21 protein-coding genes are annotated in these 22307 nt (G+C 68.6%); 10 read left to right on the top strand and 11 right to left on the bottom strand.

Going from position 1 to position 22307, the window contains the following annotated elements:
- Positions 1–6: 6 nt before the first annotated feature.
- The 3 genes from IG65_RS0104435 to IG65_RS0104425 form a co-directional block, all read right to left on the bottom strand.
- A complete protein-coding gene (locus tag IG65_RS0104435; protein WP_369801465.1) occupies positions 7–732 on the bottom strand; it encodes a response regulator in 726 nt (241 codons plus the stop codon).
- A 101-nt stretch (positions 733–833) separates the two neighbouring features.
- The gene (locus IG65_RS0104430) at positions 834–2339 is read right to left on the bottom strand and encodes an ATP-binding protein (RefSeq protein WP_197039781.1); all 1506 of its coding nucleotides are present in this window, start codon (positions 2337–2339) and stop codon (positions 834–836) included.
- A gap of 85 nt (positions 2340–2424) precedes the next feature.
- Positions 2425–2793: a DUF6223 family protein gene (locus IG65_RS0104425; protein WP_030513523.1), complete on the bottom strand. Its 369-nt coding sequence runs from the start codon at positions 2791–2793 to the stop codon at positions 2425–2427.
- Positions 2794–3015: 222 nt separating this feature from the next.
- On the opposite strand from IG65_RS0104425, the gene IG65_RS0104420 reads away from it, so the two are divergent.
- The 5 genes from IG65_RS0104420 to IG65_RS0104400 all read left to right on the top strand — a co-directional run bounded on the left by IG65_RS0104420 (position 3016) and on the right by IG65_RS0104400 (position 7912).
- Entirely contained in the window at positions 3016–4221 is a 1206-nt protein-coding gene (locus IG65_RS0104420; RefSeq protein ID WP_030513522.1) for a sensor histidine kinase, read from the top strand.
- The gene (locus IG65_RS0104415) at positions 4218–4907 is read left to right on the top strand and encodes a response regulator transcription factor (RefSeq protein WP_051755328.1); all 690 of its coding nucleotides are present in this window, start codon (positions 4218–4220) and stop codon (positions 4905–4907) included. Before IG65_RS0104420 ends, IG65_RS0104415 begins: the two co-directional genes overlap by 4 nt.
- A gap of 243 nt (positions 4908–5150) precedes the next feature.
- Entirely contained in the window at positions 5151–5777 is a 627-nt protein-coding gene (locus IG65_RS0104410; protein WP_030513520.1) for an MspA family porin, read from the top strand.
- Between the two features lie 79 nt (positions 5778–5856).
- Positions 5857–7698 (top strand): PspC domain-containing protein, encoded by a 1842-nt coding sequence (locus tag IG65_RS0104405; protein ID WP_030513519.1) that lies wholly within the window; start codon positions 5857–5859, stop codon positions 7696–7698.
- Positions 7691–7912 carry a hypothetical protein gene (locus IG65_RS0104400; RefSeq protein WP_030513518.1) on the top strand — a complete coding sequence of 74 codons (222 nt, stop codon included), beginning with the start codon at positions 7691–7693 and terminating at the stop codon, positions 7910–7912. The genes IG65_RS0104405 and IG65_RS0104400 overlap by 8 nt, the downstream gene beginning before the upstream one ends.
- A gap of 86 nt (positions 7913–7998) precedes the next feature.
- On the opposite strand, the gene guaA is transcribed toward IG65_RS0104400, so the two are convergent.
- Positions 7999–9576, bottom strand: a complete 1578-nt coding sequence (gene guaA, locus IG65_RS0104395; RefSeq protein WP_030513517.1) for a glutamine-hydrolyzing GMP synthase — start codon at positions 9574–9576, stop codon at positions 7999–8001.
- A 222-nt stretch (positions 9577–9798) separates the two neighbouring features.
- Here guaA and IG65_RS0104390 point away from each other — a divergent pair, with 222 nt between their 5' ends.
- Positions 9799–10596, top strand: coding sequence for an alpha/beta fold hydrolase (locus IG65_RS0104390; protein WP_030513516.1), 798 nt, complete (start codon positions 9799–9801; stop codon positions 10594–10596).
- 21 nt (positions 10597–10617) lie between these two features.
- Here IG65_RS0104390 and IG65_RS0104385 read toward each other — a convergent pair whose 3' ends face one another.
- On the bottom strand, positions 10618–11787 hold the full coding sequence (locus tag IG65_RS0104385; RefSeq protein ID WP_030513515.1) for a GuaB3 family IMP dehydrogenase-related protein: 1170 nt from the start codon (positions 11785–11787) through the stop codon (positions 10618–10620).
- Positions 11788–12121: 334 nt separating this feature from the next.
- Positions 12122–13666 carry an IMP dehydrogenase gene (gene guaB, locus IG65_RS0104380; protein WP_227463190.1) on the bottom strand — a complete coding sequence of 515 codons (1545 nt, stop codon included), beginning with the start codon at positions 13664–13666 and terminating at the stop codon, positions 12122–12124.
- Between the two features lie 266 nt (positions 13667–13932).
- On the opposite strand from guaB, the gene IG65_RS0104375 reads away from it, so the two are divergent.
- Positions 13933–14346: a DUF5319 domain-containing protein gene (locus tag IG65_RS0104375; protein ID WP_025347353.1), complete on the top strand. Its 414-nt coding sequence runs from the start codon at positions 13933–13935 to the stop codon at positions 14344–14346.
- A 166-nt stretch (positions 14347–14512) separates the two neighbouring features.
- Here the strand turns inward: IG65_RS0104375 and IG65_RS34365 are convergent, their stop codons facing one another.
- The 3 genes from IG65_RS34365 to IG65_RS0104360 all read right to left on the bottom strand — a co-directional run bounded on the left by IG65_RS34365 (position 14513) and on the right by IG65_RS0104360 (position 17297).
- Positions 14513–15712, bottom strand: coding sequence for an anti-sigma-D factor RsdA (locus IG65_RS34365; protein WP_081879248.1), 1200 nt, complete (start codon positions 15710–15712; stop codon positions 14513–14515).
- Positions 15705–16283, bottom strand: coding sequence for a sigma-70 family RNA polymerase sigma factor (locus IG65_RS0104365; protein ID WP_030513512.1), 579 nt, complete (start codon positions 16281–16283; stop codon positions 15705–15707). The genes IG65_RS34365 and IG65_RS0104365 overlap by 8 nt, the downstream gene beginning before the upstream one ends.
- Before the next feature lie 120 nt (positions 16284–16403).
- Positions 16404–17297 (bottom strand): hypothetical protein, encoded by an 894-nt coding sequence (locus IG65_RS0104360; RefSeq protein ID WP_231509051.1) that lies wholly within the window; start codon positions 17295–17297, stop codon positions 16404–16406.
- Positions 17298–17943: 646 nt separating this feature from the next.
- On the opposite strand from IG65_RS0104360, the gene IG65_RS0104355 reads away from it, so the two are divergent.
- From IG65_RS0104355 to IG65_RS0104345, 3 genes are all read left to right on the top strand, one after another.
- Positions 17944–18237: a WhiB family transcriptional regulator gene (locus IG65_RS0104355; RefSeq protein WP_030513510.1), complete on the top strand. Its 294-nt coding sequence runs from the start codon at positions 17944–17946 to the stop codon at positions 18235–18237.
- Between the two features lie 421 nt (positions 18238–18658).
- On the top strand, positions 18659–19234 hold the full coding sequence (locus IG65_RS0104350; RefSeq protein ID WP_030513509.1) for a sigma-70 family RNA polymerase sigma factor: 576 nt from the start codon (positions 18659–18661) through the stop codon (positions 19232–19234).
- Between the two features lies 1 nt (position 19235).
- Positions 19236–19544, top strand: a complete 309-nt coding sequence (locus IG65_RS0104345; protein WP_231509050.1) for a hypothetical protein — start codon at positions 19236–19238, stop codon at positions 19542–19544.
- A 358-nt stretch (positions 19545–19902) separates the two neighbouring features.
- Here the strand turns inward: IG65_RS0104345 and groL are convergent, their stop codons facing one another.
- A complete protein-coding gene (groL, locus tag IG65_RS0104340) occupies positions 19903–21510 on the bottom strand; it encodes a chaperonin GroEL (RefSeq protein WP_030513507.1) in 1608 nt (535 codons plus the stop codon).
- A gap of 184 nt (positions 21511–21694) precedes the next feature.
- The gene (gene groES, locus IG65_RS0104335) at positions 21695–21997 is read right to left on the bottom strand and encodes a co-chaperone GroES (RefSeq protein ID WP_030513506.1); all 303 of its coding nucleotides are present in this window, start codon (positions 21995–21997) and stop codon (positions 21695–21697) included.
- Positions 21998–22307 lie beyond the last annotated feature (310 nt).

Genomic DNA, 22307 nt, shown 5'->3' with positions numbered 1-22307 from the left:
CGCGACTCAGTCGATGCGCCGGCGGTGCGCCCAGCGAGTCAGCGCATTGCGGTTGGACTGCTGGGTTTTTCGCAGCACGTTGGAGGCGTGGGTCTCCACGGTTTTCACCGAGATGAACAGGGTTTCGGCGATTTCGCGATAGGTGTAGCCGCGCGCCAGCAGGCGCAGCACCTCCAGTTCGCGCGGGGTCAGCGAATCCAGTTCCGGATCCAGCGGGGGTTCGGGAGCCGGTGAGCGCCCGGTGAACGAGTCCAGCACGAAACCGGCCAGCCGCGGACTGAACACCGCGTCGCCACCCGCGACGCGCCGAATGCCTTCGGCCAGTTCGGAACCGGAGATGGTCTTGGTGACGTAACCGCGCGCGCCCGCGCGAATCACCGCGATCACATCCTCGGCGGCATCGGAGACGCTCAGCGCCAGGCATACCGGGCCGTTACCCGACGCCGAACCGTTCGGACGATCGTCGATGCCCTGCAGGACCGCGACACCTCCGCCGTCGGGCATGTGCACATCCAGCAACACCACATCGGGTCGCGCGGCGCCGATTCCGGCCACGGCCTCGGCCACGGTGCCCGCTTCCCCGACGACATCCATATCGGCTTCGCGGCTCAACTCCGCCCGCACCCCGGACCGGAACACGGCGTGGTCGTCGACCAGAAAGACCCGGATCGTCACAGTTCTCCTCACCTCGAGCCGGCCCGCTGCCGGGCGCGGCAGCGCCGAACTCCTCATCGGTACCACATCGGTGGCCGGGGTGCCGGAAACCGGCATCGCGGTGGGCAGGGCCGGTACCGCTGCCGATGTGCCCGCCTCCCCCATCTCCGCTCCGTCCGCTACCGCGACCTGCCCGGGCCGGTATCCGCGGTTTCCCCTCGCGGCTCGGTCGTCTCGGCGCTGTGCGAATCACCGGCGCGGCTCGCGTCGGTGGGATCGCCGGCCGTGCCGGAACGGTGCGCCTCCGGACTCGCGGACTCGGCATCCCCGGACTCGGCACGGTCGGCGCCGGCCGCGGCGAATTCCTCCTGGCCCTCGGAATCCTTGCGAGGCATCATGATTCGCACCTCGGTGCCGCGGCCGGGTGCGGTCTGAACCTCGACGGTGCCGCCGCGGCGTTCGATCCGGGCGTGAATGGATTTCGCCAGGCCCTGCCGGTCCGCCGGAACCGAGGCCGGATCGAACCCGGTGCCGCGATCGCGCACGAAGATGCTGACCTGATGCGGTTCCACCTCGGCGAAGACGTCGATGGTCGGCACACCGGCATGTTTGGCGGCGTTGACCAGCGCCTCCCGGGTGGCGCCGAGCAGGGCGGTGAAATGTTCCTTCGGCAGGCCGAACCCGGTATCGCCGACATCCATCGAGACGTCGCCGACGGTCACCGGAGTCACCTGCACCCCGTACTGGTCCTCCACCTCACCGGCGATCGTGCGCAGTGCGGCGGCCAGGCTCGACTGCGCGGGCATGGAATCCTCGAACAACCACTTCCGCAGTTCCCGCTCCTGGCTGCGGGCCAGCCGGGCGACCTCCTGCGGGTCGTCGGCCTGCCGCTGGATCAGCGCCAGGGTCTGCAGCACCGAATCGTGCAGATGTGAGGCGATCTCCTCGCGTTCCTCGTTGCGGATGCGGGCCGAGCGTTCGGCATTGAGGGCGCGCATCATGCGCAACCACAGCGGCACCGTCAGCAGACCGACGCCGATCAGCGTGACCGCGACCGCGATCAGTGCCGAACCCAGCGAACTCAGGTTGATGCGGGCCAGCACCACCACGCCCAGCCCGACCACGATCAGCGTCGCCCCGGCCAGAATGCGCGTCCAGGTGAGCACGGTCGGCCGGGCGGGCAGGCCGAGAATGGAACGCGGCCCCTCGGCATCGAATTCGCGCCACACCAGCGCCGCACCGACGGCGACCACGATGATCGGCGCGACCACCCGCGCCGCGGTCCCGTTGAACAGCCACGCCATCGATACCGACAGCGCCAGCCCGAGCAGCACCAGCCCGACAGCCTGCCGCCGCTCGGACGCCGTGGGCGGCGGCCCGTCCGCACCCGAGGACGTGAAGATCCACAGCAGCCCGTAGGCCACGATTCCCGCCCCCATCAAGGCCGACAGCAGGACGAACGCCATCCGCACCTTGAAGACGTCGACACCCAGATGGTCGGCGATACCGCCCGCGACCCCGCCGACGACCCGGCCACCGGATCGCCGCAGCAGCCGCGGCTGTTCGAACACCGGATCGGCGCCCCGGCCGTCCGGCCCGAGACCGTCCACACCGGCGCGAGGTTCGAACCCCACGCGACCGTCGAACCCCGAACGCGCGTCGAATGCGGGCATGGAGGGGTACATGCCTTCGATACTGGCACGTCACCCCGACAACCGACCATCGGGAAATACCCGGATTCCCGATCTCGGGGTCGCCGACGGCGCCGTGTTATCCGACGCGGCGAGCACGCACCAGCGAGAGGCTACCCAGAACCACGCCACCCAGCCCGAGCACCACCGCCGCGATCGCGCCGGCCAGCCCGTTGCCGGTACCGAAACCACCGGCGGCATCGGCCCCGTGGATGGCGCCGACGACCGCGGCGACCGCTCCCAGCGCCAGCGCCGTGACGGCCCGGGACCGGCGGGTGCCGACGCGGTGGCCGCGGGCCGAGACCGCCGCCCCACCGGCGATCACACTGATCAAGCCCAGGACGGCCGCGATGGTGGGAACGGTCCGGCCGACGCCTACTTCGTACCCGGCGGCCACGATGGAGAGGCGAGTGGTCGAGAGCGCGGCGAACACATCGAGTGCGGGCATCGCGAATCCTTTCGGTCGAGCGGCAGCCGGCTGCCGTGCGGGTCGCACGGACTCGGAATCGGCTGCAGACGCGACGATCGTCGCGCCGCGACCCGCTCGCGGGCATCGGCCCGGGATCGACGACGAATACGCCGTTCGGCGTAGCCGACCGCGCACCGCGACGTACGAAGTCGCGCGCTCGGCACGACGTCCCAGGCCGCCTCGGGCTCCTATGATCGCCACATGCCGGACCGCGTCACACCGCTGCGCCTGCCGGGCTGGTCTCAGGATCTGCTGTTGGCGGTATTCATCACCGTGATGCAGGTCCAGGGCACCGTCGTCCGCAACAGCGGCCGGCCCGAGGAGGTGCTGCGCCCGCTCTCGGATTTCGGATATCTCGGCTATATCCTCTTGATCACCGCGGGCGCCGTCCTGGTCCTGCGGCGCCGATATCCGGTCGCGGTATTCGCCGTCACCGCGCTCACCAGTGCGATCTACTACGCCCTCGACTTCCCGGACGGACCCGGATGGCTGGCACTGTTCGTAGCGCTCTACACCCTCACCGCACACGGTGACGGGCGGCGCTCGCTGGTGGTGGCCGGGGTGGGGATCGCCGTCCTGACCGCGATCTGGCTTCCCGCCGCATCGGACGTCCAACCGCCGGCCGCGATCGGCTGGGTCTATTTCCGGATAGGCGCCGCGGTGATGAGCGCCGCGCTCGGCGAGAGTGTCCGCTCGCGGAAAGTCATTGCGGCACAGGCGTTGGAGCGCGCCGAGCTGGCGGAACGAACGCGCGAGGAGGAGGCCCGCGCCCGGGTCGACGCGGAACGTCTCCGCATCGCCCGCGAAGTGCACGATACGGTCGCGCACGCCATCGCAGTCATCAACGTCCAATCCGGTGTCACCGCGCACGTGCTGGACAAACGGCCCGAACAAGCGCGCGAGACCCTGAAGATCATCGAGCGGACCAGCTCTCGGGCGTTGTCGGAAATGCGGGCGATCCTCGGAGTTCTCGACGGCCGCGCCCCACATCCGGGTCTCGGGCAGATCCGGGAACTCGCCGCCGCGGCCCGCGACGCCGGGCTCGAGATCGAATTCGACACGCCCGCACCGCCTCCCGAGATACCCGGCGCGGTCGGCACCGCGATATACCGGATTCTGCAGGAATCGATCACCAATGTGATTCGCCATGCCGGCGCGACGCGAGTCTCGGTCGAGGTGAGCTACGGTGCCGACACGGTCGACATCAGGGTCACCGACGACGGGCGGCAGTCACCCGCCGTATCTTTCGCCACCGGTCCCGCGCGCACCGCCGGGCGCGGCATCCTCGGTATGCGTGAGCGATGCCGGCTCCTGGGAGGAGATCTCGACGCGGGCCCGCTTCCGCACGGAGGATTCGCGGTCACGGCCCGGCTGCCCCTGGCCACGACGGAAACGGTGAACCTGTGAGCAGTACGGCAGACTCGGACGGCGGCACCTCGATCCGGGTTCTGCTCGTCGACGACGAGCAGTTGGTGCGGTCGGGCTTTCGGCTCCTGCTCGATATCGAGGACGACATCACGGTCGTCGGAGAGGCCGCCAACGGCGCCGAAGCCGTGCGGAAAGCTCGTGCGCTGCGTCCGGATGTCGTATTGATGGATATCCGCATGCCGACGATGGACGGCATTCAGGCCACCCGCGAGATCGCCGCGACGACCGGGCTGCAGGATGTCCGGATCCTCATCCTGACCACGTACGACACCGATGCCTATGTCTTCGAGGGACTGCAAGCCGGCGCCGGCGGTTTTCTGCTCAAAGATGCCGGTCCGGCCGAGCTGCTGCACGCTATCCGCGTGGTCGCCGCCGGTGAGGCTCTGCTCGCGCCCCGGATCACTCGCCGGCTCATAGCCCAGTTCACGGCTCGCCGCGCCGCCGACCGGGCCGCCGAACAGCGGCTCGCGGTACTGACCGACCGTGAGCGGGAGGTGCTGGCCCTGGTCGGCCAGGGCATGAGCAATGCCGAGATCGGCGCCGAACTGTTCCTCAGTCCGGCGACCGCCCGCACCCACGTCAGCCGGGCGATGGTCAAACTCGGCGCGCGCGACCGCGCGCAACTGGTCGTCATCGCCTATCGAACGGGCCTGGTGGCGCCGTAGATCGAACTCGTCCGGTCCGGACAGCGCCCGACGACGAGAGCCACCTCGTCGCGGAGCGGCACCGGCGGTGCCGATGCCGGACCGGAAATTCGCAACAACCTCGTTCACCTGCACATACTGCGTATCGATCGGGATTTCCGCGGGTGCCGACCGGGTCTCGATTCCTACCGTCGATTCCGTCGCCCGCCGACCGCGGGCGACCGACCTCGCCGGTTCGCCCGGCGTGTACGGGGAGGAATCCACATGTCCATCGCATCTGTCCATGCCGCCACCACGGCTCTCGCGCTGGCGCTGCTGCCGGCCACCGCCGCCTCGGCCGCGGCTCCGGGCGGTCACGAGAACACCTACCTGGCACCGAACGGTTACAGCTTCACTGTGGGCCACCTCGATTACGCGGCCCATCCGGTGACCGCGTTGAACGGCATGCCCACCAATCGAGAGGTGTTCCTGGACAACACGTCCTACGCACGGATTCCGAGCGGCACCGCAACTCTGAAGGCGGGCTATTTCGTCGCGTGCGCGGTCGATGTCGACCTCGGTTTCAGCGCCGAGGCCTCGGCATCGCTGAGCGCCGGAGCAACGATCAGCCCGGATCTGGTGGATCCGAGTGCGAGTGTGACGATCGGCCCGAGCGTCTCCGCCGGCATCGGGGTGAACGTGTCGGTCACGCCCGGGAAGATCACCGACGTCGCGGTCGGCGAGAAACACCTCGGGCCCGGGGAGACCGGTTATCTGGTCAGCCGGGACTTCCATCTCATGGTGCAGGGCTGCGGCGGTCCGCTGACCATCCGCGCCTACAGCAAGATCGAGGTCTCCTCGGCACAGGTCGACGGAAACGGCGCCGTCTTCGCGGATCCGACCGTGCTCTGAGTGGTCCGGATGTAGTTCAGGTTCGTTTTCAGGGTGAACCCCGATGCCATTCGATACTGCTCACGGCCACCATTGAGCTATGACCACAGCGAGCGGCGGGACCGGCGGCACGAGCCGGACGGGATTCAGCGAACAGCTCCAGCACCTGTGGCGGACGCGTCCGATACGGCTGCCGGGGCAGAGTCCGGTCGCCGGCGTGGCGTCCGGATTCGGCCGGCGCTACGGCGTGGACCCGGTACTGATCCGGGTCGCGTTCGTGGTGTCGACGATCTTCGGTGGTGCGGGCATCGTGTTGTATCTGGCGGCATGGTTGCTGCTGCCTCCGGCGGGTGATGCGGTCTCACCCGCGGAGGGCCTGATCAGCCGCGGACGTAGTTCGCAGTCGTCCACCAAGACCATCGTGCTGATCGTCGCTCTGGCGATCGCGGTCACCACGATGGGCCCGGTGGGTGTCGGACTCGGCGGCTCGGGGGTGATCAGTTTCGCGCTGATGGTGGCCGGCTGGTGGTTGCTGTACATGCGGCAGCCGGAACCGCCGATCGACGGCTCCTATCCGCTGACGGCCGAGGGTGGGATCGCGGCGACGGGATATCCGGGGGCGAGCTTCCCGGGCGGGTCCCCGTGGAGCGGAAGCCAGTACGGACCCTTCACCAAGCTGCCCGACCACTACGAGCCGGACCCTAATGCCTTTGCCGGCGGCCAGGTTCCGACCACACCGACACCGGCGTCGAACGACGCTGTTTCGACGGCGGACAACGCTTCGACGGCAACCGAACCGATCGTCGCAGCCGCTGCCACCGCCCCGCTGCGGGTCGATCCGGCCACTGGGACGCCGGAAAGTGATCCTGGCGAAGCCGGCACCGCATCGCCGGACAGCACGAGCTCGGCATCCGAAGCGACCGAAAGTACTGCGACCGAAAGCCTTGCCGCAGAAGGTGTTCCGACGGAGAATGCGTCCGAGTGGCAATCCGATTCGGACGCCGCGACCGATCCCGGTACCTCCGAACACGCTGCCGCCGGCCCGGACTCGCCCGCCGACGAGACTCCGGCCGACGACCGCCCCACGGTCGCGCTGACCCGGCCACTGACCGCCGAATCCGAATCGGCGGCACCCTCCGACGAACACCCGGCCGAGGACGAGTCCGGCCCCGACGATTCGCCCGGGCCCGGCGGGAGCACACCTCCTCGCCCGACGCCTCCTCCCGGCCCACGGCCGACCGGCAACCGTCCGATCCCGGACCCGGCGCATATCGGCCCCACTGCGGCCGGCTGGGATCCGCTCGGCGTGGCGCCCATGGCCTGGGATCTGCCCACCCCGACGCAGCAACGCCCGGTCGCGGTCGTCCCCGCACAGCGGCCGCGCTCCCGGCTCACGCCGGTGGTGATCGGTCTGGCCGTCCTGGCGGCAGCGGCGGCGGGCGCGGTGGCCGCGGTCGGGGCGGACTGGATGACACCCGCGCGGATCGGCGCGGTCGCCCTGGCGGTGGTCGGCCTGGGCCTGATCGTCGGCGCCTTCCTGCGACGCGGCTACGGCTTGATGGTGGTGCTGGCGCCGCTGGCGGGATTCGTCATCCTCGCCTCGATGGTGGGTCCCGTCGAATTCGACCGCGGCGCCATGGGCGACCACGTCTGGACCCCGGCCACGACCGCCGATCTGGCCTCGGAATACCGGATCACCATGGGATCGGGCACGCTCGATCTGCGCCAACTGCCCCTCACCGAGAATCGCACGGTGCACGTGAACGTCCAGATGGGCGACTTCCGGGTGCTGGTGCCGGACTCGATGCAGCTACACGCGACCTGCAACGCCGGCATGGGCGACGTGTCCTGCCCGCAGGGGCCCACCGGACCGGCCGACGGGCCGATTCTCACTCTCGACGTCGATGTCCACGCCGGAAACGCGGAGGTGAAACGTGGCTGACAACGAAACGGCCGACACTCGGACCGAAACTGGGCGCGGACCGTCGTTCTCGCTGCTGCTGGCCGGAATACTCGCCCTGCTGGTCAGCGTCTGGGCCTTCATCGGCCCCACGTCCTGGCCCTTCCACAGTGCGGTGCCGGTGGGCTGGATCGTGGTCGGTGTGGCGGTGGTCGTGGGTATCGCCCTGGTGATCTCGCCGCGAAGGAAGAAATAGCCTCCGGAAAGGCGCACAACAGAAAGAAGGGGCCTTCCAGCCGATGCTGGAAGGCCCCTTTCTCCGCTATCTGTACAGACAGCCGCTCATTCCCATTCGATGGTGCCCGGCGGCTTGCTGGTCACATCGAGCACCACGCGATTGACCTCGGCCACCTCGTTGGTGATACGGGTGGAGATGCGTTCGAGCACCTCGTAGGGCAGGCGGGTCCAGTCCGCGGTCATGGCGTCCTCACTCGACACCGGCCGCAGCACGATCGGATGTCCGTAGGTGCGGCCGTCGCCCTGCACGCCGACACTGCGCACATCGGCCAGCAGGACCACCGGGCACTGCCAGATCTGCGCGTCCAGGCCGGCGGCGGTCAGTTCCTCGCGGGCGATCGCGTCGGCCTGCCGCAGGGTTTCCAGCCGGTCCGGGGTGACCTCGCCGATGATCCGGATCGCCAGGCCCGGTCCCGGGAAGGGCTGGCGCGCAACAATTTCCTCGGGCAGCCCGACCTCGCGGCCGACCGCGCGCACCTCGTCCTTGAACAGCAGCCGCAGCGGTTCGACCAGCTCGAATTCCAGATCCTCGGGCAGTCCGCCGACGTTGTGGTGGCTCTTGATGTTGGCGGTGCCGGAGCCGCCACCGGATTCGACCACGTCCGGGTACAGGGTGCCCTGCACCAGATATTCGACCGCGGGTCCGCCATCGCCGTCCTCGGTGCCGGTGGACTTCACGACCTCGGCGACCGCATCCTCGAAGGACCGGATGAACTCCCGGCCGATGATCTTGCGCTTCTCCTCCGGATCGGTGACGCCCTTCAGCTCACCGAGGAACTTCTCCACCGCGTCGACCGTCACCAGCTTGGCCCCGGTGGCGGCGACGAAGTCGCGCTGAACCTGCTCGCGCTCCCCGGCCCGCAGCAGGCCGTGGTCGACGAAGACACAGGTCAGCCGGTCTCCGATGGCCCGCTGCACCAGCGCGGCCGCCACCGCGGAATCCACGCCGCCGGACAGGCCGCAGATCGCGTGCCCGTCGCCGATCTGCTCGCGCACCTGCTCGACCAGCGCATCGGCGATATTGGCCGGGGTCCAGGACGCGGGGATGCCGGCGAGTTCGTGCAGGAACCGGCTCAGCACCTGCTGGCCGTGCGGCGAATGCAGAACCTCCGGGTGGTACTGCACACCGGCCAGCCGCCGGGCGCGATTTTCGAAGGCGGCGACCGGCGCACCGGCCGTCGTCCCCGTGACCTCGAAGCCGGCCGGCGCGTCGGTGACCGCGTCGCCGTGGCTCATCCACACGGGTTGCACCGTCGGCAGTCCGCCGTGCAGCACGCCGCCGTCGATGTTCAACTCGGTGCGGCCGTACTCACGGGTGCCGGTGTGCGCGACCGTGCCGCCGAGCGCCTGCGCCATCGCCTGGAATCCGTAGCAGATACCGAAGACCGGAATGTCGAGATCGAACAACCGCGGATCGAGCTGCGGCGCGCCCTCGGCGTACACGCTGGACGGGCCGCCGGACAGGATCACCGCCAGCGGCTGCCGATCGGCAATCTCCTCCACGGTCGCGGTATGCGGTACCACCTCCGAGTAGACGCTGGATTCGCGCACGCGCCGCGCGATCAACTGCGCGTACTGCGCCCCGAAGTCGACGACGAGAACTGGTCGCTGGGTTTCTGCCACCCGCACAGTTTAGTGAGGGCATCGGCGCACCTCGAGGGCGGGCGAGCCTGCGACTCGAGGCCGTGATCGCCCCCACTCCACCGGTTCGATGCCGGTCGTATCGGCCGGTGCCGGCCGGGCTGGCGAAACGGCCTATCCGCCAGCACATATCCATGCCCGCCTTCCTCCGCGGCGATCACGAAGGCGGAGCAGCGGCACTCGGCGACGGCTATCCTCGTGCTCGTGCCATTCGCCCGTGCGATCGATGCCGAAATCCATTACGAGGATTCCGGTGGCCGTGGCCCGGTGGTACTGCTGGGGCACGAATTCTTCATGGATCGAACGATGTTCGCATCGCAGGCAGCCGCATTGGCACCGGAGTTCCGCATCGTCACCTGGGATGCGCGCGGACACGGCCGCACCCGCGACGAGGGGCTGCCCTTCACCTATTGGACGGCCGCCCGCGACGCACTGACCGTGCTGGATCAGCTCGGCGTCGAACGCGCGGTGGTCGGCGGCACCTCACAGGGCGGGTTCAGCGCCATGCGCACCGCCCTGCTCGCTCCCGAACGGGTGGAGGCGCTGATCTTGATCTCGACCGAGGCGCACAGCCCGACCCCGCAGGAACTCGTGACCTCGCGCCGCTTCCTGGACCACTGGCGGGAGCCGAATATCCGGCACGCCCTCGCCGAGCACATGGCGCACTGGCTGATCGGAGACGACGCCTGGTACCGGGCGGTGTGGACCAAGCGGTGGCTGGCGCGCGATCCGCACGAACTCGAGGCCGCGGCCGGATGTCTACTGGCCCGCGACTCGATCCTGGATCGGCTGTGCGAAATCACCTGTCCCGCACTGGTCATCCACCCGACGCGGGCCGGCATCCCGCGCGCGCACGCGCTGGAGATGGCACGGCGACTGGTCGGATCGCGATTCTGCGAAATCGAGGGCGCCCGTCAGGCGGTCAACATGACCCACCCCGAGCAGGTCAACGCCGCGATTCGCGACTTCCTGCGTGGGGAGGTGCTGACCCGGCTCAACTGAGCCGGGCCGCCGCGTACGATCTCAGGCCCGCACGCTGAGACCGACCCGCTGGAATTCCTTCAGATCGCAGTATCCGGCCTTGGCCATCGAACGACGCAGGCCGCCAACGAGATTCACCGACCCCCACGGATCGCTGGACGGTCCGTACAACACCTTCTCCAGCACCGGCTGCTCGTCCGGCTCGGCGAACTGCAGCAGCGCGCCGCGCGGGACCGACGGATGCGCGGCCGCCGAGGGCCAGTACCAGCCGCGGCCGGGCGCTTCCTGGGCCAGCGCGAGCGGCACACCCAGCATCGCCGCGTCGGCACCACAGGCGATGGCCTTGGCCAGTTGGCCGGAGGAGACGATGTCGCCGTCGGCGATCACGTGGACGTAGCGACCGCCGGTCTCGTCGAGGTAGTCGCGGCGGGCCGCGGCGGCGTCCGCGATCGCGGTCGCCATCGGGACGCCGATACCGAGCACCTCACCGGTGGTGGTGGCGCCGGGCATCGAGCCGTAACCGACGATCACGCCGGCGGCGCCGGTGCGCATCAGATGCAGGGCGGTGCGGTGATCGCTGACGCCACCGGCCACGACCGGCACGTCCAGTTCAGCGATGAAGGTCTTGAGGTTCAGCGGTTCCACCGACGAGCCGGAATCTTCGACCGGCACCGCGCTCGCGCCGCCGACGTGTTCGGCGGAGATGATGGTGCCGTGGACGACCAGCAGGTCGACCCCGGCCTGCACCAGACTCGGGGTCAGGGCGCGCGCGTTCTGGGGGCTCACCCGCACCGCGACCGTCACTCCGGCGGCGCGCACCTGCGCGACCGCGGCGGCCAGCAGGTCGGGCTGCATCGGCGCGGCGTGCAGTTCCTGCAGCAGTTCGACCGCGGCCTCGGGACCCTTGTGCTCGGCCACCTCGACCAGCTGCTCGATGCGTGCGCTCACATCGGCGTGCCGGGCCCACAGTCCCTCGCCGTTGATGACGCCCAGTCCGCCGAGGCGGCCCAGTTCGATCGCGAATTCCGGCGACACCAGCGCATCGGTCGGATGCGCGACCACGGGGATGTCGAATCGGTAGGCATCCAGCTGCCATGCCAGCGACACCTGCTTCGACGACCGGGTGCGCCGCGAGGGGACGATGTCGACATCGTCCAGCTCATAGGTACGCCGGGCGGTCCGACCCATCCCGATCTCGACCATGTCCCGCACTGATGTCTCTCCTTAGTGTGTTCTGCCACGCCGGTGTGTGCGACGAACTCGCGCGCCGGCGCCACGACGTCGCGGCGATCTCACGCCGACGCGCGTCCATCCTCCCAGCTCCCGGCGTACGCCATACGCCGGGGGCGGTCCGTGTCGGACCGCGGGCATCGGGACGGGCCGGGCGCGGTCACGCGTCGACACGACCGACCGGTATCCCAGGACCGCGTTGGGCCGACACGTCGCGATGACATGCCTTGTCCCGGAAGCATTTCCGTCACCCGCGACACAGCGGCGAGCCAACCGTGTTGCCGTGGCGAGGACTTCGTCGCCCTCGCCCCGGCTCCTACTTGCCGCGGCCGGTGTAGTTCGGTGCCTCGACCGTCATCGTGATGTCGTGCGGGTGGCTCTCCTTGAGACCCGCCGCGGTGATCTGCACGAACTGCGCCTGCTGCAGGTCGGCGATCGACTGGGAACCGGTGTAGCCCATGGCCGCCCGCAGACCGCCCACCAACTGGTGGATGACCTGGTTCACCGGACCGCGGAAGGGCACCCGCCCTTCGATGCCCTCGGGCACCAGCTTGTCCTCGGCCAGCACGTCGTCCTGGAAGTAGCGGTCCTTGGAGTAGGACTTGCCCTGTCCGCGTCCCTGCATGGCGCCCAGCGAACCCATGCCGCGGTAGCTCTTGAACTGCTTGCCGCCCACCAGGATCAGTTCGCCCGGGGATTCGGCGGTACCGGCTAGCAGCGAGCCGAGCATGACCGTCGACGCACCGGCGGCGATGGCCTTGGCCACGTCACCGGAGAACTGGATACCGCCGTCGGCGATCACCGGCACGTCGGCCGCGCGGCACGCGGCCACGGCCTCGAGAATCGCGGTGATCTGCGGGGCTCCGACACCGGCGACCACGCGAGTGGTGCAGATCGAGCCGGGACCGACACCCACCTTGACCGCGTCGGCGCCGGCCTCGACCAGCGCCGCCGCACCCTCGCGGGTGGCGATATTGCCGCCGACGACCTGGATCCGGTCGCCGACCTCGTTCTTGACCTTGGCGACCATCTGCAGCACCTGGGCCTGATGGCCGTGCGCGGTATCGACGATCAGCACGTCGACCCCGGCATCGGCCAGGCTCATCGCGCGCGACCAGGAGTCCTCGCCGACACCCACCGCGGCGCCGACCAGCAGACGGCCGTCGCGATCCTTGGTCGCGTTCGGGTACTGGTCGGTCTTGACGAAGTCCTTGACGGTGATCAGCCCGCGCAGGCGGCCGTTGCCGTCGACGATCGGCAGCTTCTCGATCTTGTGCCGGCGCAGCAGACCGAGCGCGGCCTCGGCGGTGACGCCCTCCTGGGCGGTGATCAGCGGCGCCTTGGTCATCACGTCGGCGACCCGGCGGTTCTGGTCGACCTCGAAACGCATGTCCCGGTTGGTGATGATGCCGACCAGCGCACCGGTCTCGTCCACCACGGGCAGACCCGAGATCCGGAACCGCGCGCACATCGCGTCGACCTCGGCGAGGGTGTCGGTCGGGCGGCAGGTGACCGGATCGGTGACCATTCCGGCCTCGGACCGCTTCACCGTCTCCACCTGCGCGGCCTGATCGGCGGCCGACAGATTGCGGTGCAAGACGCCCATACCTCCGGCGCGGGCCATGGCGATCGCCATCCGCGCCTCGGTGACGGTATCCATCGCCGAACTCACCAGCGGGGTGCGCAGCGTGATCTCGCGGGTCAACCGGCTGGAGGTCTCGACCGAGCTGGGGATCAGATCGGAAGCGGCCGGCAGCAACAGCACGTCGTCGAACGTGAGGCCGAGCATGGCGATCTTGTTCGGATCGTCACCACCCGTATGCGGGCGGACGGCTCGTTCGCCCATCACGGGACTACTCATCTGATCGACCCCTCCTGGACCTCGAAAGCACCGATACGGCACTCCGGCCCGGCATTCCGGGACCTCGGTACCGATCGAGAACAGCTGATGGATGGTGGAGCCGAAGCGTGCGACCCGGCGCCTGTGTATCCATGGTATCGGCCGCCTGTGGGGGCGACCTCGTCGCCTCCGACACAGTGGTGGACGAGGGTGACAGCCGCGCAACAAGCGCGTCAAAATGCCTTCAGCGCTGGCGCGGAGGGGGTGGTTCTGCGTACCGTGGGATTGTGCGTGACCATCTACCACCTGGCCTGCCGCCGGACCCCTTCGCCGGAGATCCCTCCGACCCGTCGGCCGCGCTCGATGCCATTGAGCCTGGGGAGCCGCTGGACCCCCATGAGCGCCTAGCGGTCGAAGAGGATCTCGCCGATCTTGCGGTGTACGAGGCGCTGCTGTCCCACCGGGGCATCCGCGGTCTCGTGGTGAGCTGTGAGGATTGCCGGCAGGACCACTACCACGATTGGGACATGCTGCGCGCCAACCTGCTGCAACTGCTGGTCGACGGCACGGTCCGCCCGCACGAGCCCGCATACGATCCGACGCCGGAGGCCTACGTGACGTGGGACTACTGCCGCGGATATGCGGATGCCTCGATGAACGAAGCCCTGCACGGCGACGGATTCGACGGTTTCGACGCCTGACCCTTCGCCGCGTAGCGCTCGGCTCGGCACAGCCGCGCGCGCTTTCGGCGTGTGAATTTCCACACTTCTGCCGCGACGTACCGCGCGCACTTCTCCCCGAAAACCCCTGAAAACACGAATCCGACCGCCGGGATCGGCGATCGGTTCTCGTATCGGATATGCGGTTCTAGTTGATGCCGGTGTGCAATCCCCCACCGGCCGGCGGCACGACCACCGTCGGCACCGAGGGCACCGACGGATGGACCGGGGCCACCGTCTGCTGCGGCTGCGTCGGCGGGACCACCGCCCCTCCGCCGATGGTGGTCGGCGGATTGGCGGTGGGCTGGTTCGTCGGCGGCTGTTCGTGTGTGGGTGGCTGCTCGTTGGTCGGCGGCTGCTGCTGAGTCGGCGGCTGGTTCGTCGGCGGCTCGGCAGTCGTCGGTGGTTGCTGCTGCTGGTTCGTCGGCGGCTTGGAACCGCTCCCCGGCTCGGTGCCCGGCGTTCCCGGTCCGGAACCGCTCGCACCGGTTTCGGGCGCGGTCTGGCTGCGCATGATCTCCGGGCCCGGGGTGCTCGGCTTGGAGCCGGTGCTCTCGCGCTGCCCTGGATTGGCAGACTGTCCCGGCGTCGTCGGCGCGACCACTGTCGGGGTGGTCGGCGTCGTATTCGCCTTCGGCTCCAGCGACTCCAGCGCGGCGGCCACCTCGGGTGCGGTGGTCTTCAGCTGATCCAGCATGTGCTGCCAGCGCACCTGCAGATCCTGCTTGCGCGAGTTGTCGTCGACCTGAGTCGTGTTGGTGGATGCGCTCTCCAACAGTGCCTTGGCCTGTTCGGGGTGTCCCTGGTCGATCAGCGCCTGTGCCTTGGTCATATCGTCGTCGGCGCGCTGGGCGATCGTGGTCTGCGCCTGCTGGCTGAACACGACCTCCTTCACCCGCCACAACGGATCACCCGGCTGCGCGCCGTAGGAGAAGGCCGTCGTCCCGCCGGCGATCACCGCGACCGCGGCCGCGGCGCCCATCAGCGGACGTACCAATCGCAATCTGCCGCGGCGATGGGCGTTGACCCTCGCCTCCCGCGCTCCGATCTCCTGGTTGACGGCCGCTACCACGGCGTCCAGATCGGGACCGGCCGGCATCGGAGTGTCGACGATATCGGCTCGCCAATTCGCGAGCAGGCTCGCGAGTTGATACTCCTCGGCACTGTCGGTCGCTACGGGACCGTCGCCTGCGATGGCGTCGATCAGCGCATCGTCGCGTCGGACCGCTGCGATATCCACCGGCCCGGAGTCACCGGACTCCCCGGATGCCTCGGCATAGGGACCGCTGTTCGGCGATCCAAGCCGCGCCTTCCAGTCGCCCCGACCGCGCTCGCCATCCCTAGCCATACATTTCACCTGCCCTCGCCACTTGTGACTTGAGTTTCGCGAGCGCCCGATGCTGAGCCACTCGTATAGCTCCCGCCGTACTGCCCACGGCGACAGCAGTTTCTTCTGCTGACAAACCCATGACCAAACGCAGGATCAGGATCTCTCGATGCTTCTCCGGTAGCGTGGCCAGCAGACTGTTCATCTGCCGGCTCGTTTCGGATTCGAGAGCGCGCTGCTCCGGCCCCTGGTCGGTGGATATGACATCTGGTACTTCGGCCATCGCGTCCGCCTTGTTACGGGCGGCGTTGCGATGTGCGTCGGCGACCTTGTGCGAGGCGATTCCGTACACGAAAGCCATGAACGGCCGCCCCTGGTCCTGGTAACGCGGCAGGGCGGTCATCACAGCCAAGCAGACCTCCTGCGCCACGTCGTCCGCGGAGAGCTGCCCACGCTCCGCGGAACCGATCCGCGCACGGCAATAACGAACTACCAGCGGGCGGATGATTTCCAGTACCTGGGCTAAAGCCGAACGGTCGCCCTGAGCTGCAGCAGCTACGGCGGCGTCCAACTCCTCGCCCGAGTGCGTCATCGTCAGAGATATTCCTGGCGTTACAAGTGGCACGGCCGGATTTCGACCGGTGCTTCCACCGGTCGGTGGAACGAAACCAACAATAGCGGCTCAGCTATGTGAGTCGGACAACATGGGGGATCACTGCTCCCCGATTTCCGTCCCGATCCGCAGCCGACCGCCCCGACCAGCCAGAATGCTCGCGAACACAGCGGCTTCGGCCGCTGCGCGGCGGGCCTCGGCCGGCTCGCACACCCCCGACCGCAACATCGCGGCGGCCCAGCGCAGCGGCAGCAATCCGTGTGCGGCGCAGAGAGAATCAACCAGCTCGGCACCGGCGCGACTGCGATCGATGTCACCCTCGGCCGCCGCCGCAGCGGCCAGCAGTAGCCGCGACTTCACTTGATGCCGAACCGATCCCATCCGCTCGGCCGCGCCCACCGCCGCCTCGGCGTGCGTCGACGCCGGCTCGGCGACCAGTCCCAGACCGGGTGCGGCGAGGGCGGTTTCGGCGCTTACCCAGTGCCAGCGCACCAGCGTCCGCAGGTCCGTGGGCGCGCGATCCAGTTCGCCGCGACAGCGCCGCAGCAACCGCGCGGACACCTGCGGCTGCCCGGTACCGAGTGCGTCCGCGGCCAATCCGGTCAGCGCGTCGCAGACCGCCGCAACGCGCATCGGATCGGCGGCACCCACCACCGGCAGGTTCGCGACCAGCGCCGCCGCCCGTCCGTCCAGGATCGCGGCGCGCGCGTGCCAGCCGAGTTGACGGAGCAGCGACGCCTCGGTGGAGGCCACGAGCGAGCGGAATACCGGATCCCTGGTCAACCGGGCAGCCCGGAGCAATTCGGTGCGCGCGGCCGCATACCACCCCCGACCACCGAGGACGATTGCCCGCAACCGGGTTCCGGCGGGATCGGCGGCGACGGGCAGATCCGCGAGCGCGATGCCGGGGCGGCCGCCGAACGCCGCGTCGGCCAGTACGGCGGCGGGCCCGGGGTCCAGCAACCCGTCCACTCCCGGGGACAAATCCAACACCAGCGCACCTTATCCGGAGGCGGCCCGCGCTCCGCACCGCATACGGGCTACTTCTCAGCGAAAATCGGAGGCGCCGTGTTTCCATCAGGTAAATCTGCAACGAGCTAACCGCCGGCGCACCGAAGCAGAATTCGCACGCTTTTCGGATTATTAACCTGCACGCCCCGACGCGGCCATCCGGACTTCTTCCGCGCGCACGAGGCCAGTGTGCCACATCACATATCACACTCCCCAGCGTTGGCAAGTACGACAGATCTTTTCTTCTGCTAAACACCCCGTGAACTGGGAAAACGCGGAAATCCACGGACACGTCGCAATACTCGCGAAACAAGTCAACCGGTCAGTATCGCTTTCCCGGTCCGGAAAGTAAACAGTGTGCGGGTTAAATCTGAGATCTGCCGGAATTGCGATCACTGTCGACGTATCTATTGACGTGATTTCACTGCGCGACCTAACGTACTTCATCGCCGTCGTCGGCGCCGCGCGAAATTGCGGCGACCGCGTACTGCGATCGCCGGAGATCGGCGATACGGTCCGAGCCCGATCTCGGCGAGGTCACTGTCGCCCCCGCCCAGGGTCCGGACAGACCGCTGCTGACAAGCACCGCTCGACAACGCCGACGAGCTCGCACCATGAGGAGTTCACCATGCCCATGCCCACCCACCTCCCCGGTCCCAACGCCGACATCTGGGATTGGCAGATGCGCGGCTCGTGCCGCGGTGTGGACTCCTCCGTCTTCTTCCATCCCGACGGCGAGCGCGGCCGCGCGCGCACCCAGCGGGAGTTGCGCGCCAAGGAGATCTGCCGGACCTGCCCGGTGCTCATGCAGTGCCGCAGCCACGCCCTGAAGGTCAGTGAGCCGTACGGCATCTGGGGCGGCATGTCGGAGACCGAACGCGAGCTCCACGCCCGGCGCAACCGCCGCCGGATGGCCGTCTGACCGGCGCTCGCGAAATTCGGTCGCACCCGACCGATCCGAACCAGCTGGGGCGCCGAATACCTAGCAAACACCCGGCCACTGAACGTGGCCGGCGACACCGGTACAGGCGCAGGTTCTCGGCCACCGCCGATTCGCCTGCCGCATGTTGACCAACAGCCGCACCCAAGCCCCAGCGTTTCGTGAAAGTCATCGGCGTGTCCCGGCGTGTCTCCGCACACTCCTCGGCGTGTCGTCTTACGCGCGAAATCCGCTGGGCTACAGGTGCGTTGCCCGACGCACCCCACCTGGAAGGAGGTCATAGCGACGCGCTACGGTAGTGGCCGATGACACAGAATGGAGCGTTGTGACAACGCGGCCGCCGGCCGCAGAGGACGACTCGTTCCAAGGATCCATCGGGGACGGTCGGGTGGCCACACCGAGTGTGGACTCTGCGATCACGGCACGCGCAAGCGAAAGTATCGAGCTGGCGGCACTTCTGGTGCGCTGCGGCCGGTCCGATCAGCAAGCATTCGCCGAGCTGTACGACCGCACGTGCGCCCGGGTATTCGGACTGGTGCTGCGTGTCCTCCACGATTCCGGTTACGCGGAGGAGACGACCCAGGAGGTCTACCTCCAGATCTGGCGCACCGCAGCCAATTTCGACCCGGCCAAGGGTTCGGCCGTGACCTGGCTGATGACGCTCGCGCATCGGCGCGCCGTCGACCGCGTCCGCGCCGAACAGGCGCACGCCCAGCGTGAGGTCACCTACGGCACCGCGACCCTCGGCCACGAGTTCGACGAGGTCACCGAGGAAGTCGGCCGCCGATTCGAACAGCAGGCCGTACGCGAGAGCCTCGCCACCCTCACCGAAACCCAGCGCGAGGCCATCTCGCTGGCGTATTTCGGCGGCCGGACGTATGCCGAGGTGGCTGCCTACCTCGGAGTAGGGTTACCGACCGTCAAGTCCCGGATTCGGGACGGATTGACACGACTGAAAAAGAGTTTGGGAGTGACGTGAGATGAACGAGAGCCAGATCGATCTCGCGCATACGGTCGCGCTCGGATCGATCGGCGACGAGGACCAGCGCGCGGTGCAGGAGCTGTTCGACTCCGGCGACCCCGTACTGCGCGCGGACTTCGACACGGAAGTGCAACTGACCAGAGAAGCTCTTACCCTGTTCGCCTCGGCGTCGGCCGTCCAGCCACCCGCCACCCTCCGTACCCGACTCCTGGCCGCGATCGCCGACGATCACGCCCCCGCCGCACGACACATTCGTCCCCCCGCTCACCGCAACGGTGAGGAAGCCGGTCCCACCGGTCTCCACTGAGCTCCGGCCTCAACCGAGCCTCGAGGTAGGCGCAACGCTCCAGCGAGTATCCACCCGCAGCCCCCTCACGAAAACGCCAACGGCCCGTTCACGTTTCGAACGTGAACGGGCCGTTGCGGTCACAAGGCTCCCGTCACCGAGACTCAGGCCCGACCCAATCTCACCGAGACTCGGGCCCGACCCAATCTCGCCGGGTTGCGGGCCGACCCAACCCCGACGGGTTGCGGCCCGGCTCGTCGATCGGTGCCCGTTGCGTACGCGACGAAGGAGCAAGCAACGGGTGCCGATCGACGAGCCCTAGGGGGCCACCGCGGCGGAGCCGCGAATTCGACACAGCCCCGCCGCCCGCTTCGATAACTCAGTGCGCGTGGCCGTGGTGGTTATCGGCCTCGTCCTCGGCCGGCTTGTCGACCACGGCGCTCTCGGTGGTGAGCACCATGCGCGCCACGGAGGTGGCGTTGAGGACCGCGGAGCGGGTGACCTTGACCGGGTCGACGACGCCGTCGGTGATCAGGTCGCCGTAGGTCAGGGTGGCGGCGTTGAAGCCGTCCTTGCCCTCGCTGACCTTGCTGACCACGACCGCGCCGTCGATACCGGCGTTGGTGGCGATCCAGTACAGCGGCGCCCGCAGCGCCTGCCGCACGACCTCGACGCCGATGGCCTGGTCACCGGTCAGCGAGTCGCGCAGTTCGATCAGCTTGGTCGCCGCCTGCACCAGCGCGGTACCACCGCCGGAGACGATGCCCTCCTCGACCGCGGCCTTGGCCGCGCTGACCGCGTCCTCGACCCGGTACTTGCGCTCCTTGAGCGCGGTTTCGGTGGCCGCACCGACTTTGATGACCGCGACGCCGCCGGACAGCTTGGCCAGCCGCTCCTCCAGCTTCTCGCGGTCCCAGTCGGAGTCGGTGGCCTCGATCTCGCCGCGCAGCTGCGCGACGCGGGCGTCGATGGCCTCCTGGGTGCCGGCGCCGTCGACGATGGTGGTCTCGTCCTTGGTGACGACCACGCGGCGGGCGTGGCCGAGCAGGTCCAGACCGGCCTCGCGCAGGCTGATGCCCAGGTCGGGGTTGATCACGGTGCCACCGGTGACGACGGCCAGGTCGTCGAGGAACGCCTTGCGGCGGTCACCGAAGAACGGCGCCTTGACCGCGACGACCTTGAGGGTCTTGCGGATGGCGTTGACGACCAGGGTGGACAGCGCCTCGCCCTCGATGTCCTCGGCGATGATCAGCACCGGCTTGCCGGATTCGGCGATCTTCTCGAGCAGCGGCAGGAAGTCGGGCAGCGAGCTGATCTTCTCCCGGTGCAGCAGCACCTGGACGTCCTCGAGGACGGCTTCCTGCTTGTCGGGGTCGGTGACGAAGTAGCCCGACAGGTAGCCCTTGTCGAACTGCACGCCTTCGGTGATCTCCAGGTCGGTGCTGACCGTGGAGGACTCCTCGACGGTGACGACGCCGTCCTTGCCGACGGTGGTCAGGGCCTTGCCGACCATTTCGCCGATTTCCTCGTCGCGCGAGGAGACGGTGGCGACCTGGGCGATGGCCTTCTCGCCGGAGACCGGCTTCGCGGCGGCCAGCAGCGCCTCCGACACGACGTCGGCGGCCTTGCTCATGCCGGCGCCGAGGCCGATCGGGTTGGCGCCGGCGGCGAGGTTCTTGAGGCCGCCCTTGATGAGGGCCTGCGCCAGCACGGTGGCGGTGGTGGTGCCGTCGCCGGCGACGTCGTTGGTCTTGGTGGCGACGCTCTTGACCAGCTGCGCGCCGAGGTTCTCGAACGGATCCTCGAGGTCGATGTCGCGCGCGATGGTGACGCCGTCGTTGGTGACGGTGGGGCCGCCGAACGCCTTGGCCAGCACCACGTGCCGGCCGCGCGGGCCGAGGGTGACCTTGACGGCGTCGGCCAGCTTGTCGACGCCGCGTTCCATTGCCCGACGAGCCTTCTCGTCGAACTCGATCTGCTTTGCCATGGTTGAGATGTCCTTGGGGTGGGAGTGGTGGACGGGCCTGCGACGACCCGCGGCCTGGAGCAGCGACCTCGACGATCCCGGGCCACAACGATCACTGCCCCGGCGCCCATGCGTGGGACACCGGGGCAGTGATCGTTACGGTGCGATCCGGATCGCGACGGCCGCGTGGGTCATCGGTCGGTCATCACTTGTCGACGACGGCCAGCAGGTCGCGCGCCGACAGGATCAGGTACTCCTCGCCGTTGTACTTGATCTCGGTGCCGCCGTACTTGCTGTAGATGACGACGTCGCCTTCCTTGACATCCAGCGGAATGCGCTTCTCGCCGTCCTCGTCCCACCGGCCGGGTCCTACGGCGACGACGGTGCCCTCCTGGGGCTTCTCCTTCGCCGTGTCGGGAATGACCAGGCCGGAGGCGGTCGTCGTCTCGGCCTCGTTGGCCTGGACGAGGATCTTGTCCTCGAGCGGCTTGATGTTCACGCTCGCCACGTTGAGCCCTCCACTTTCAGGGGATTCGGTCGTCCGGGGCTGTTCCCCGGACTCACGGTTTGGTCACGGTGTTGCTGCGGCGTTCGTGGAGCCTTACCACTACCGCCGTGCCGACCCTGCGCACAGCCCCGTCGTCGCGGGTGCCGGGACCCTTGCCCAAAGTCGAGCTGGCACCTGACTGAGCACAACCAGTGCCGACTAGCACTCTATACACGAGAGTGCCAGCGCTCAAGGGTGGGCAGTGCTGACAACGCGACACGCCCGAGGGCGTGGCAATTGCTCCGAAAAATCTGTAACGTTCGGATAACGG

Origin of the sequence: Nocardia sp. NRRL WC-3656 (genome assembly GCF_000720265.1) — a bacterium.
GTDB classification, from domain to species: domain Bacteria; phylum Actinomycetota; class Actinomycetes; order Mycobacteriales; family Mycobacteriaceae; genus Nocardia; species Nocardia nova.
The sequence above is the reverse complement of the archived record's forward strand: the minus strand, read 5'-3'. Positions and strand labels throughout refer to the sequence as shown.